At 61.7% G+C, this 12,733-nt stretch carries 12 protein-coding genes; all 12 read right to left on the reverse strand.

All coding sequences use genetic code 11. The features are described from left to right. Positions 1–105: 105 nt before the first annotated feature. Positions 106–1,464 (reverse strand): flagellar hook-length control protein FliK, encoded by a 1,359-nt coding sequence (locus RS887_RS03185; RefSeq protein WP_322614348.1) that lies wholly within the window; start codon positions 1,462–1,464, stop codon positions 106–108. 100 nt (positions 1,465–1,564) lie between these two features. Further along, positions 1,565–1,915, reverse strand: coding sequence for an Hpt domain-containing protein (locus RS887_RS03190; RefSeq protein WP_322614349.1), 351 nt, complete (start codon positions 1,913–1,915; stop codon positions 1,565–1,567). 30 nt (positions 1,916–1,945) lie between these two features. Beyond that, the gene (locus RS887_RS03195) at positions 1,946–3,652 is read right to left on the reverse strand and encodes a fused response regulator/phosphatase (protein ID WP_322614350.1); all 1,707 of its coding nucleotides are present in this window, start codon (positions 3,650–3,652) and stop codon (positions 1,946–1,948) included. A gap of 5 nt (positions 3,653–3,657) precedes the next feature. After that, positions 3,658–3,957, reverse strand: coding sequence for an STAS domain-containing protein (locus tag RS887_RS03200; protein WP_322614351.1), 300 nt, complete (start codon positions 3,955–3,957; stop codon positions 3,658–3,660). Positions 3,958–4,114: 157 nt separating this feature from the next. Beyond that, positions 4,115–4,564 carry a flagellar export protein FliJ gene (gene fliJ / locus RS887_RS03205; RefSeq protein ID WP_322614352.1) on the reverse strand — a complete coding sequence of 150 codons (450 nt, stop codon included), beginning with the start codon at positions 4,562–4,564 and terminating at the stop codon, positions 4,115–4,117. Between the two features lie 6 nt (positions 4,565–4,570). Beyond that, complete coding sequence (fliI, locus tag RS887_RS03210; RefSeq protein ID WP_007975340.1) at positions 4,571–5,929, reverse strand: flagellar protein export ATPase FliI; 1,359 nt, start codon at positions 5,927–5,929, stop codon at positions 4,571–4,573. Further along, positions 5,919–6,716, reverse strand: a complete 798-nt coding sequence (gene fliH / locus RS887_RS03215) for a flagellar assembly protein FliH (RefSeq protein WP_322614353.1) — start codon at positions 6,714–6,716, stop codon at positions 5,919–5,921. The genes fliI and fliH overlap by 11 nt, the downstream gene beginning before the upstream one ends. A 4-nt stretch (positions 6,717–6,720) precedes the next feature. After that, the gene (fliG, locus tag RS887_RS03220; protein WP_007983391.1) at positions 6,721–7,740 is read right to left on the reverse strand and encodes a flagellar motor switch protein FliG; all 1,020 of its coding nucleotides are present in this window, start codon (positions 7,738–7,740) and stop codon (positions 6,721–6,723) included. After that, positions 7,733–9,520, reverse strand: coding sequence for a flagellar basal-body MS-ring/collar protein FliF (fliF, locus tag RS887_RS03225; protein ID WP_322614354.1), 1,788 nt, complete (start codon positions 9,518–9,520; stop codon positions 7,733–7,735). The genes fliG and fliF overlap by 8 nt, the downstream gene beginning before the upstream one ends. Before the next feature lie 16 nt (positions 9,521–9,536). Continuing rightward, entirely contained in the window at positions 9,537–9,863 is a 327-nt protein-coding gene (gene fliE / locus RS887_RS03230) for a flagellar hook-basal body complex protein FliE (protein ID WP_008021337.1), read from the reverse strand. Positions 9,864–10,110: 247 nt separating this feature from the next. Continuing rightward, positions 10,111–11,496, reverse strand: coding sequence for a sigma-54 dependent transcriptional regulator (locus RS887_RS03235; protein WP_322614355.1), 1,386 nt, complete (start codon positions 11,494–11,496; stop codon positions 10,111–10,113). Between the two features lie 5 nt (positions 11,497–11,501). Further along, positions 11,502–12,695 (reverse strand): sensor histidine kinase, encoded by a 1,194-nt coding sequence (locus RS887_RS03240; RefSeq protein ID WP_322615250.1) that lies wholly within the window; start codon positions 12,693–12,695, stop codon positions 11,502–11,504. Between the last annotated feature and the right edge of the window lie 38 nt (positions 12,696–12,733).

Genomic DNA, 12,733 nt, shown 5'->3' on the forward strand with positions numbered 1-12,733 from the left:
GGAGCGGGCTCGCCCGCGATAGCGGTGTATCAGTCAACGATGATGTTGAATGTCAGGGACCTATCGCGGGCAAGCCCGCTCCCACAGGGATCGTGTTCAGTTCGATCAGGCGTAGTAGTCGACGGCGCTGGAGCCGATGACACTGGTAACAGGTGCTGAGACCTCGGCAACGTCTGAAGTGAGCTCGTCATCCATGGAATCGAGGCGACCACCGCTATTAGTGGTTCGCCCGCTCCGACTCTGTTGAGCCTGCTCCTGCTGCGAACCCCGGGACTGGTCGGACACGTTGACGTCAACCTGCCCCATGCCCTGCTGCGCAAACATGTCGCGCAAGCGATGGACCTGGCCGTCCAGCGCCTCGCGGACTCCTGGATGCGCACTCATGAACGTGACCTGGGTCTGCTGGTCGGGAACCATGTTCACCCGAATATCCAGGCGCCCCAGTTCGGCGGGCTGCAACTGGATGTCCGCCGCCTTGAGATTGGCGCTGGACAGGTACATGACCCGGTTCACCACCTCTTCGGTCCACCCACTCTGATGCATGGCGATCGGCTGGTTCACCGGCAAGGCATTGGCGGTCTTCGGTGTGGCCGCCTGGGTCAGCGCTGCCAGGCGGTTGGCGAAATCGTCGACACGGGTGTCGCTGCTGGCGGACTTGAGGTCCTTCAGACCGTCATCGATCAAGCCGCTGAAAGCCTTGTCGTCCCCCTGACCGGTGCTGCTCTTGTCGCCCTGAACATCCAGCATGATCGCCATGCCGGCGGCAAAGTTTTGCGCGGGTGTCAGCTCACCGTCAGCCTGGGCTTGCGCCTGAGTCGGTGCGGACTTGGGTTGCGCCTGGCTGGACGCCGATACGTGACCGCTCTGCTCCATCGCCAGGCGCACCGCCGGCAATGCGTCGAGGGGATCGGCTTCGGGATCGAAATCGCCGCCAGTACTGCTCGGCGCCGTAGCACTTGCAGCCGTGGTCGCCGCAGCAACCGGCGCTTCAACCACTGGCTGCGCTGCTTCGGCCACGGTAGGCGTTGTCGGCACTGGCGCTGGCATCACTGGCTGTATGGCTTGCAGCAACGACGGATCAAGCGCCGGATCGACCGGCGCAGCATCGACGACCTGCGCCGGGTCGGTATCCGACGCATCATCGCCGGCTGTCTTGTCGTCAGCCTGTACCGGCTTGTCGGCAGGCAAGGATTTGCCGCCATCGGCAACCACCGGCTCCTCGGCGGCAGACTTGTCGTCGCCAGCGTCTTTTTTTCCGGCGACTTCGCAGGTTTTGTCACGACTCGTCCCGGACGAGGTATCCACCACCGCATTGGGCTTGTCCTGCGCCTGATTGGCGTAGACCTGAGCGAAGCTTGCGGCCTTGTCCCCGGGCTCAGCGGTCAGCGCCGGAGGATTGGCGGAGTCGGCTTGAGTCCTGGCCTGCCTGGAGGCCTGAAGCAGAATATTGGGGGTAACGGGCATGAAACGGTCTCCGCTGCACTGGGATCGTAGGTACAGTCGGGAGAGTTGATTGCAAAGGTCGAGCCAGTTTCACTCGAAGGAGACCAAATGCAGCGCATGCTCAGATTTTTGCCGGGCAACGCTGTCGTTCAGCCTCGTACAGAGGCCGGATAGCGGCGAACTCGCGGTCGATTTCGCGGACCAGTTCCTGAACGCCAGTGCATGGCGAACTACTGGCCTGCTGCTCGAGTCGATGGCAGAGCTCGGTCAGCCTGACTGCGCCCATATTGCTGCTGCTGCCTTTGAAGCTATGGGCGGTTTCAACGAGCAGTGCGGCACTGTCAGCTGCTCTCAGGACTTTCAGGCGCTCTTCGGAGTCGGCAAGAAAGATATCCAGCAGATCCGGATAGCCATCTTCCATCACTTCCTGCAATGTACTCAGCACGCTGCGATCCACATGTGTGTCGTCCACTTGCTCACTCCTTGATCAAGAATGCGCGGATTATGCCAGAGCCTCCCAGATAAACTCCACGCGTGCACTTCGACCATCGTCGGTCCAGCGGGCATTACGTCCCAACTGGCGGATCAGGCTGACCCCACGTCCCGACAGGCGGATGTCATCCAGCGGTCTTTGCATCACCCGTTCGACATCGAAACCCTTGCCGCTGTCTTCGATGTGAATGCTAAGGCAACCGCCGTCGTCTGTTGGCGCCACCTGCAAATGTAGCCGCACATAGCCTTCCTGAAGCTCGTCCAGCCGCGCATTGCGCTCTTGATAATATCGCGCAAAACCCGAGGCATCGCGCTTGAGGCTCGAATCCAGCCCCAGCACGCCATGCTCCAGCGCATTGGAGTAGAGCTCCGCCAGCACACTGTAGAGCGCACCGCTCTGAGCCCGAAGGCCATGAACCTCCAGCAGCAACTGCAACAGATAGGGCAATGGATTGAAACGCTTGAGCGTGGCGGCGCGAAATTCGAAACTCACCGACCAGTCCAGCGGACAGGACTGGCCGCTGTCGGAGTAGATCAACGTTGGCGGAGTGATCTGCGCCGGCTCCAGCAGGCTGATTTCGACCATGCTGACATCGTCGCGGTTCTCTCCGCCGAAATCGCGAAGCGCCTGCTCGATTTCTTCGAACAGCGCATCTGGCTGACAGTTGGCGGCAAACACCTGCTGCAATCGCTGCTCGCCAAACAACTGATCATTGGCGTCGCAGGTGTCGATCACCCCATCGGACAACAGGAAAACCCGATCTCCGAGCGCCATGGGAAACACATCAGTGCGCTCATCGAAGGATTCCGGAGTCAGCACACCCAAGGGCAGGTGCCGCGCCGGAAGAGGCGTTCGCTCGCCACTGGCAATGCAATGCAAGTAACCGTCCGGCATTCCACCGTTCCAGACTTCCACCGAACGACGCTGGAAACTCAGGCACAGCAACGTGGCACAGCAGAACATGTCCACCGGCAGGATGCGCTTGAGCTTGGCATTCATCTCACGCAGGGTTTCCGCCAGGCCATAGCCCTTGGCCGTCATCCCGTAAAACACTTCGGCCAGGGGCATGGCCCCCACTGCCGCCGGCAGACCGTGGCCGGTGAAGTCGCCCAGCAGTACGTGCATGTCTCCGGCCGGCGTGAACGCGGCCAGCAACAGGTCGCCGTTGAACAGCGCATAGGGCGATTGCAGATAACGGATGTTCGGAGCGGCATTCAGGCAGCCGGAATGCGCCACCTTGTCGAAAACGGCCTTGGCCACACGCTGCTCATTGAGCAGGTAGTCGTGGTGCCGGGCGATCTGGTCACGCTGTTGCAGCACCGTGTCCTGCAAGCGCCGCAAGCGATCCATCGCCTTGATCTTGGCTGCGAGAATCACCTGGTTGTACGGTTTCGCCAGAAAGTCGTCACCGCCGACCTCCAGACAACGGGCCAGCGCTTCGCTTTCGGACAAGGAAGTGAGGAAGATGATCGGCACCAGGGTTTCCCCGGCCAGGGCCTTGATTTGCCGGGCTGCCTCGAAACCGTCCATGACCGGCATCAGCGCATCCATCAACACCAGATGCGGTGATTGCTGGCGAAACGCCTCGACCGCTTCTTCACCGTTGGCCGCCGTCAGCACTTCGTGCCCCTGGCGGCGCAAGATGCTCGACAACAGCAGGCGATCGGCGGCGCTGTCCTCGGCAATCAGGATCGTCAGCGGCTCCAGTGGCTGCATGGCAATCAACTGATGTCGAACAGCTTGTCGAAGTTGGAGATGGCGAGGATCTTGCGCACGTCGGTACTGCTATTGACGACGCGCACATCGGAGTTGTCGCCACCGGCATGATCACGCAGCAGAAGCAGCATGCCCAGGGCCGAGCTGTCGAGGTAAGTGGCGTCTTTCAGGTCGACCACAACTGCCGATAGCTGTTTATCTTCGTAGGACTGACGAAACTCCTGATGCTTGGCAAAATCGAATCGTCCCTTGACCGATATCGTCAGTTTTTGCCCATCCGGAGAGACTTCTGTAACGACTGACATTTCATGGCTTCCTTGTCATTGGTAAACCCGCTTGCACAAGGTTTAGCATTTGGTAGAGGTTGGAGCAAGGCGGGAGGTTGTGGTGGCTGTCGGATCGCTATCGCTGTACACCTGACATCCCCGTGCGCTCACAGGTTCATCGCGAGCGAGCTCGCTCCTACAAGTGATCCTGCCGTGGCAGGCGCTGGGATAATTCATCCAGCAACTTCTGCTCGCGCCGGTCTTCAAGCGCCCGCGCCTCATCGGCATAACGCTGTACCAGCTTGCGCAAACCTTCGACCCGGGCAAACGCCTGCTGCCAGGTTTCCCGGGCTTTGTTGAGGTTATTCTGATGCCAGACCAGGCTTTGCCGCTGCTGGTCGATGGCCGTGCCCAGTTGCGCAAGAAAGCCCTGATAGCCCAGCAACCATTGGCCCGAGACACCGCCGCTGCCGCGTACGATCCATTGTTCCTGATAGTCGAGACGGAAGGCTTCAAGGTCGGCGAGCTTGCTTTCCGCCAGGCGAACCTGTCCTTGAAAGTGCCCCAGGCGCTGGACCGCGGTTTTCTCGGCCTTTTCGGCCATTTCCACCACGGGCGCCAGCCTTCCTGCCCGACTCTGGGCCATGACCGCTTAACCGCCTGCCGCGGGCGCGAAGATCGAGGCGAGATACGCTTCGCTTTCGCCCAGGCTGATGCTGTCGTTGAGGCCCTGACGCAGGTATTTGACCAATTGCGGTTGCAGGGAGATCGCCAGATCGGTCTCCCGATCTCCACCGGCGACATAGGCGCCAACACTGATCAGGTCCCGGCTCTGCTGATAGCGCGACCACAACTGCTTGAAATACTGCGCACGGGTCATGTGTTCCGGCGATACCACCGCCGGCATCACCCGACTGATGGATGCCTCGATATCAATGGCCGGGTAATGCCCTTCCTCGGCCAGTCGCCGGGACAGCACAATGTGCCCGTCGAGCACGCCCCGCGCCGAGTCGGCAATCGGGTCCTGCTGGTCGTCGCCTTCGGACAGCACGGTGTAGAACGCGGTGATCGAACCACCGCCCTTCTCCGCGTTACCCGCCCGCTCCACCAGTTTCGGCAGCTTGGCGAATACCGACGGCGGATAGCCCTTGGTCGCCGGCGGCTCGCCAATGGCCAGGGCGATTTCCCGCTGGGCCTGAGCGAATCGGGTCAGGGAATCCATCAGCAACAGAACGTTCTTGCCCTTGTCGCGGAAATACTCGGCGATGCGTGTGCAATACATGGCAGCGCGCAGTCGCATCAGCGGCGCATCGTCCGCCGGGGACGCCACGACCACTGAACGCTTGAGCCCCTCTTCACCGAGGATATGCTCGATGAATTCCTTGACTTCACGACCCCGTTCACCGATCAGCCCGACGACGATAATGTCGGCCTCGGTAAAGCGCGTCATCATCCCCAGCAACACCGATTTACCGACACCGGTACCGGCAAACAGGCCGAGCCGCTGGCCGCGACCGACGGTCAACATGCCGTTGATGCAACGGATGCCCACGTCCAGCGGCTCACTGATCGGCTCGCGCTTGAGCGGGTTGATGGTTGGGCCATCCATGGGTACCCAGTCTTCGGCCTTCATCCCGCCCTTGCCGTCCAGGGCACGACCGGCACCGTCGAGCACCCGTCCGAGCATGCTCATGCCCATGGGCAGGCGACCGGTATCGGCCAAGGGCACCACCCGGGCACCGGGCGCAATGCCGGCGACACTGCCGACCGGCATCAGAAAGACCTTGCTGCCGGAGAAGCCCATTACTTCGGCTTCAACCTGCACCGGGTGATAGCTGTCGTCGTTGATGACCATGCAGCGGCTGCCCATGGCGGCGCGCAGGCCCTCGGCTTCGAGGGTCAGGCCGACCATGCGCAGCAGGCGGCCTTCGAGGATCGGTGCGCCCTCCAGCCCCGTGGCCTCGGCGTAGCTGCCCAGGCGCTTGGCGAAACTGGTGCGTTCAAGGCGCATCGGGAACATCCGGAGCCGGAGCGACCGCAGGCTTGCCTTCGATTGGCAGTTCAAGGCTCAGGTCCGGCGCAGCCGGGTGCAATGCCTGCTCGTGCAACTGATCGAACAGCTTGTCCATCACCCGCGCGACACGGGTTTCGACCGTGGCGTCGATGCGGCTGTGTTCGGTCTCGACCCGACATCCGCCAGGCAACAGCGCTTCGTCCTCGACGATGCGCCAGGTTTCTTCATGGCGCTCGCGCAGGGCTTTGACCTGTTCGAAATCCTGCGGATTGATGTACAGCCGCACATTGCCCACGCCCAGCGGCAACAGCTTCAGCGCTTCGCGCATGACGTGTTCGATCTGCGTGGAGTCGATGGCCAGTTCGCGCTGGATCACCTGCCTGGTGATGTGCTGCACGAGGTCGACCATAGACTTTTCGATCTCGGTGTCCTGTTCGGCAATGGGCTCGAACAGGTGCGTCATCAGTTGCTCCAGCGCCGCGATCTTGGCCGTCAGGGCCACTTCAGCTTCCTGGCGGACCTTGAGCGTGGTGCTGTGGAATCCTTCTTTCTCACCCACCGCGAAGCCTTCGTTATAGGCTTCCTGGCGAATGCTTTCGAGCTCTTCGAGGGTCAGTGGCTGGACTTCCTCCAGCGGCACTTCCTCCATCTCCGGCGGCTCGGGTTCAGGCTCCGGTTCCGGCTCGGGTTCCGGCGGGTCGAAACTGGGCAACGCCCAGGTATCGAAGCCACTGACATCCCTGGCCCGGATCAGGTCAGTGGGTGCATCATCATTCTTGACCATGGTGTTAGATCATTTCCTCGCCGCCCTTGCCGCCGAGAACGATTTCTCCGGCTTCGGCCATACGGCGGGCGATGGTGAGGATTTCCTTCTGCGCGGTTTCCACGTCGCTGACGCGCACCGGGCCCTTGGCTTCCAGGTCGTCGCGCAACAGTTCGGCCGCACGCTTGGACATGTTCTTGAAGATCTTCTCCTTGACGCCTTCGTCCGAACCCTTGAGGGCCAGCACCAGCACATCGGAGGACACTTCGCGCAGCAGCGCCTGGATCCCGCGATCGTCGACATCGGCCAGGTTGTTGAAGACGAACATGAGGTCTTCGATCTGACCGGACAGGTCTTCGTCGACTTCGCGGATCGAGTCCATGAGCTGGCCTTCGATCGAGCTGTCGAGGAAGTTCATGATGTCCGCCGCACGCTTGATGCCACCCAGGGTGGTGCGCGAGGCATTCGAGTTACCGGAGAACTGCTTCTCGAGAATCTGGTTGAGTTCTTTCAGGGCCGCAGGCTGTACGGTGTTCAGCGAGGAGACTCGCAGGATGATGTCCAGCCGCACCTTGTGGTCGAAGTTGCCAAGCACTTCACCGGCCTGGTCCGGATCGAGATACGCCACCACGATCGCCTGGATCTGCGGGTGCTCGTAACGGATCACGTCGGCGACGGCGCGCGGCTCCATCCACTTCAGACTGTCGAGGCCGCTGGTGTTGCCACCGAGCAGGATGCGGTCGATCAGGCCATTGGCCTTGTCTTCGCCCAGGGCCTGGGTGAGCATTTTGCGCACATAGTCGTCGGAGCCGACGCCCAGGCTGGTCTGGTCGCCGACGATATCGACGAACTCGCTCATCACCTGCTCGACCTGCTCGCGGTGCACATTCCCCATCTGGGCCATGGCCACACCCACGCGCTGAACCTCTTTGGGGCCCATGTGACGCAGCACCTGGGCCGCGTCGGTGGAGCCCAGGGACAGCAACAGGATTGCGGCCTTGTCGACCTTGGACAGTTTGGCGGCAACGGCTCGGTTATCACTCATCTGCGTTAATCCACTCTTTCACGACCTGGGCCACACGACCCGGGTCTTCTGCCACCAGACTCTTGATTGCGTTCAACTGTGCGTCATAGCCTTCGCTCGGGCTCGGCAGCAGGATGCTGGTCGGGCCGCCGAGGCTGACGCGGTCGTTGGCCAGCTCGCCGTCCAGGCCGCCCATGCCACCCAACTCGACGTCGCTGCCAATGCCGGCCAACTGCTTGCCTTTGCCGCCGCCAGTGATGTTGTTGAGCACCGGACGCAGCACACCGAACACCAGCACCAGAATGAACAGCACACCCAGCACTTGCTTGACGATGTCCCAGAACCAGGGCTGGGAGTAGAACGGAATATCGGCAATCACTTCACCGCGCTCGGCGGAGAACGGCATGTTGATCACACTGACACTGTCACCACGGCTGGCATCGAAGCCGACCGCATCCTGAACCAGGCGAGTGAAGCGCGCCAACTCATCGGCGCTCCATGGCGCACGGGTGGTTTCGCCGTTGGCCGGGTTGATCTTGACCTGGTCATCGACCACCACCGACACCGACAGGCGATTCAATCGGCCCTGCTGCTGCTTGGTATGGCTGATGGAACGGTCGAGCTCGAAGTTTTTGGTCGATTGCTGACGCTTGTCCGCCGGGTACGGTGCGAGCATCGGCTGACCGGTGGCCGGGTCCATGATTTGCTGGCCGTTGGCGTCGATCAGTGGCTGGCCTGGCTGCACCATGCCGGCCGACGCGGTCGCACCACCGGTGGTTTGCGGCGCGGAGGCCGGCGACGGCGGCTGGTTGCTCAGGGCACCCGGCACGCCTTGCGGACCATTGCTGGCGGTGCGTTGTTCGTTGACCGACTGCTCGCTGCGCAACGCCGGTTGATCCGGGTTGAATTGCTCGGAAGTCGACTCGACCGCACTGAAGTCCACATCCGCGGACACTTCGGCTTTATAGCGATCGTTGCCCAGTACCGGCTGCAGGATGTTGTGCACGCGCTGGGTGAGCATGCTTTCCATGCGGCGGCTGTAGTCGAATTGCTTGCCGGCCATGGTCAGTTCGGAGTTTTCCGCCTGATCCGACAGCAGGTTGCCCTTCTGGTCGACCACGGTGATCTGCGACTTGCTGAGTTCGGGAACGCTGGTTGCCACCAGATTGATGATGGCGACGACCTGGCCTGGCTCCAGCGAGCGACCGGAGTACAGCTCAACCAGAACCGAAGCACTTGGCTTGCGCTCGTCGCGCACGAACACCGAACTTTTCGGGATCGCCAGGTGCACACGGGCACCCTTGACGTTGTTCAGGCTGGAAATGGTGCGGGCCAGTTCGCCTTCGAGGCCGCGACGATAGCGGGTCGCTTCCATGAACTGGCTGGTGCCCAGCCCCTGTTCCTTGTCGAGGATTTCAAAACCGATGTTGCCGTCGCTGGGAGTGACACCAGCGGCTGCGAGCTTGAGCCGCGCACGGGACAGGTCATCGGCCTTGACCAGCAAGGCACCGGAATTGGGTTCGACGGTGTACGGAATATCGGCGGAGGCCAGGGTATCCATGACCTGCTTGGCGTCCATGCCGGCAAGGCTGCCGTACAGAGGCCGGTAGTCCGGCTGCTGGGACCACAACACCACGGCAAAGCCAATCGCCACGCTCGCCGCCAGGCCGACCAACAGGCCCACCTGACGCAACATGGTCATCTCGGAGAGGTTTTCCAGGAAGGACAATCCGAACAGCGGCGGCTTGCCGTCTATTGGAGTGGCCTTGGCCGGAACGTTATCGGCGACTGCTTCTGCCATGACTCAATCTCGTCCTTTAAACCGGCATCTGCATGATGTCTTGGTAAGCCTGAACCAACTTGTTGCGCACCTGGGTCAATGCCTGGAATGACACGCTAGCCTTCTGCGAGGAAATCATCACGTCTGTCAGGTCGACGCCGCTTTTGCCGATTTCGAAGGCGCTGGCCAACTGAGTGGAAGCCTGTTGGGTGTCGTTCACTTTATTGACGGCCTGGCCGAGCATGTCGGAAAAACTGCTGCCCGCCACTTCAGGGACGGCCGTCGATTTCGGCGCAGACATGGCATCCATTTGCATGGCGCGCATATCCAGCATCAACCGATTGAATTCAATACCTTGGCTCATGGTTTCTCTCTTTGACGACCCGCAATTTTTTGACACTCACTCGGCGGGTAGTGAGGTGTTAGCAACAAGGGTGCCAGCTCCATGGCCAAGTTTCACAAAAGCCCCTCTCATCGCCACTAGCCCCCGTAGGAGCGAGCTTGCTCGCGATGAACTAAAGAACGCCGCGTTTATCCTGACGCCCCGCGTTATCGTTAACGACCATCGCGAGCAAGCACGCTCCTACAGGCCCAGGTATTGGAACCAGGGATCAGGTGGCAAAGAGATAGGCTTCCACATCCATGCCGGCATCGCGCATCTGCGCCAGCTTGTAACGCAGGGTTCGCGGGCTGATGCCCAGGCGCTCGGCCGCCTCTTTGCGACGACCGCGCTCGGCGCGCAAGGTATCGATGATCATCTGGAATTCACGGCGACGCAGGTCATCGCCCAGCGCACCGGCCGACTCGGCCTCGACTTCCACAGGACGCACCGGTGCCGGCGCCAACGCCGGCAATGGAGCGCAAGCCACCGGCCCCGCCAGGCAGAAATCCTGCGGCTGGATCAAACCACCCTGCTGCAAAATCAGCGCACGCTGAATCGCGTTGTCCAGCTCACGCACGTTACCTGGCCACGGATAACCGATCAGGCACACCTGAGCCTCGGGCGACAATCTGGCAGGCGAATGCTTCATTTTATTGACGTGCCTGGCCAGCAGACGCTCGGCCAGCGGCAGGATGTCGGCGGTGCGCTCGCGCAACGGGCGCCAGGCCAGAGGAAACACCGACAGGCGATAATAAAGATCCTCGCGAAAGCGCCCCGCCGCCACTTCACCCGCAAGGTCACGATTGGTAGTCGCAACCACACGAATGTCCAGCGTGACCGGTTTACGCGCCCCAACCCTTTCGACCTCGCGCTCTTGCAGCACGCGCAGCAATTTGGCCTGGAGCCCCAGGGGCATTTCGGAAATTTCATCGAGCAGAATGGTGCCACCGTCGGCCTGCTCGAACTTGCCGGCTTGCGCAGCAATGGCGCCGGTGAAGGCACCCTTCTCGTGACCGAACAAGGTCGCTTCGAGCATGTTGTCCGGGATCGCCGCGCAGTTGATCGCAATAAATGGCTGATGGGCGCGATGAGAATGCTGATGGATGTAACGCGCCAACACTTCCTTGCCCGTGCCCGACTCACCCGAGATCAGCACAGTGGAGTCGCTGCGTGCGACCCGCGCCGCCAACTCGAGTAGCTGCGCGCTCGCCGGCTCGAACGCTACCGGTCCTTCGCCTTCGGTCAAGCCGAGACTGCCCAGGGCATGACGCCCTACCAGATCGAGCAACGCCTTGGGCTCGAATGGCTTGACCAGGTAATCCGCCGCCCCTTGGCGCATCGCATCGACCGCACGCTCGACAGCGCCGTGAGCCGTCATCAACAACACCGGTAACTGCGGCTGCCGCACTCGCAGCATGCCGAGCAACTGGTGGCCGTCCATGCCCGGCATGTTGACGTCGCTGATCACCAGGCTGAACGCCTCGCTGCCGACAGCAGCAAGCGCATCTTCGGCCGACCCCACTGCCTTGTAATCGTGCCCCGCGAGCAATAGCGTATCAGCCAGTGCCTCGCGCAACGCGCGGTCGTCCTCGACCAGTAAAACCTTGATACCCATGTGCGTCACTCCGCCCCTTGAGCACTGCTGAACAACGGCAGGATCACCTGCGCGCAAGTGCCGCGACCGAGCCGCGAACGCAGCTGCATCTCTCCCTGATGAGCACGCGCCACTGCCTTGACCACGGTCAGGCCAAGACCCGTGCCGGTGGTCTTGGTGGTGAAAAAGGGTTCGCCCAATCGCGCCAGAACGGCGGCATCGATACCGGAGCCACTGTCACTGACGCACAGGTGCAGGTTGTTGCCGCGGGTGTAGAGATGAATCTTGAGGCGCAATTGACCGGCGCTGGCCTGAATGGCGTTCTCGATCAGATTGAGGATCGCTCCGACCAACGTGTCGCGATTGCACAGCAACTCCCCCGAGTGACTGTCGCACTGCCAGCGGATCGGCAGATCCTGCACGTGGGTCAGCGCGGCCGCTTGCAACGACTGCATCAGTTGACCGGGCGTCACGCGATCGGTCAGCGGCAACTCGCCCCGGGCGAACACCAGCATGTCGCGCACCTGGTGCTCCAGCTCGTGCAGGCGCTCCTTGAGGCGCCCGGCAAAGCGCTGCTGGGTAGCGACCGGCAGCTCCTGCTCGGTCAAATGGCTGGCGTACAGCAGCGCGGCGGACAACGGCGTGCGAATCTGATGAGCCAGTGAAGCGACCATGCGCCCCAGCGACGACAGGCGCTCATGACGGGCCAGTTGATCCTGCAGGTGGCGGGTTTCAGTCAGGTCATTGAGCAACACCAGCTGGCCGGGCTCGGCGTCCAGCGAGCGCGTGGCGATCGACAGACGCCGACCATCCTTGAGGGAGACTTCATGACCATCGTCTTCGCGCGGCGCAAAACAGCGAGCAATGACGTGGCGCCACAGTTCACCCTCCAGCGGTAAACCCAGCAATTCGCACGCCGCCGGATTGGCTTCGCGCACGATGCCCTGGGCGTCAATGACGATGACACCACCGGGTAACAGATCAAGGAGGTTTTGCAGGCGGTTGGCCAGGCGTTCTTTTTCCGCCAGCTCCTGCATGCGCTGAGCACTGACCACCGCCAATTCACCCTTGAGCTCGGTTACCCGGGCTTCAAGCATGCTGTAGGAATCGGTCAACTGACTGGACATCTGATTGAACAGCGCGAATGCCTGCTCAAGGCCCAGCCGACTCGCCTGCTCTACGGACGACGGTTGCCGCGAAGCATCAGGGACAGGAGACATCTGGGCGGCTTGGGGCATTGTGCTCTCTCGCTTGGCTG

It is taken from the genome of Pseudomonas sp. BIC9C (assembly GCF_034541995.1).
Taxonomy (GTDB): Bacteria; Pseudomonadota; Gammaproteobacteria; order Pseudomonadales; family Pseudomonadaceae; genus Aquipseudomonas; species Aquipseudomonas fluorescens_CC.

Bases quoted from the DNA above. Each gene is read 5' to 3' on its own strand.
- RS887_RS03235 (WP_322614355.1), bottom strand. From the start codon at position 11,496: ATGGGTATCAAGGTTTTACTGGTCGAGGACGACCGCGCGTTGCGCGAG.
- RS887_RS03240 (WP_322615250.1), bottom strand. From the start codon at position 12,695: ATGTCTCCTGTCCCTGATGCTTCGCGGCAACCGTCGTCCGTAGAGCAG.
- fliI (WP_007975340.1), bottom strand. From the start codon at position 5,929: ATGCGCCTTGAACGCACCAGTTTCGCCAAGCGCCTGGGCAGCTACGCC.
- fliF (WP_322614354.1), bottom strand. From the start codon at position 9,520: ATGGCAGAAGCAGTCGCCGATAACGTTCCGGCCAAGGCCACTCCAATA.
- RS887_RS03200 (WP_322614351.1), bottom strand. From the start codon at position 3,957: ATGTCAGTCGTTACAGAAGTCTCTCCGGATGGGCAAAAACTGACGATA.
- fliJ (WP_322614352.1), bottom strand. From the start codon at position 4,564: ATGGCCCAGAGTCGGGCAGGAAGGCTGGCGCCCGTGGTGGAAATGGCC.
- RS887_RS03185 (WP_322614348.1), bottom strand. From the start codon at position 1,464: ATGCCCGTTACCCCCAATATTCTGCTTCAGGCCTCCAGGCAGGCCAGG.
- RS887_RS03195 (WP_322614350.1), bottom strand. From the start codon at position 3,652: ATGCAGCCACTGGAGCCGCTGACGATCCTGATTGCCGAGGACAGCGCC.
- fliG (WP_007983391.1), bottom strand. From the start codon at position 7,740: ATGAGTGATAACCGAGCCGTTGCCGCCAAACTGTCCAAGGTCGACAAG.
- fliE (WP_008021337.1), bottom strand. From the start codon at position 9,863: ATGAGCCAAGGTATTGAATTCAATCGGTTGATGCTGGATATGCGCGCC.
- fliH (WP_322614353.1), bottom strand. From the start codon at position 6,716: ATGGTCAAGAATGATGATGCACCCACTGACCTGATCCGGGCCAGGGAT.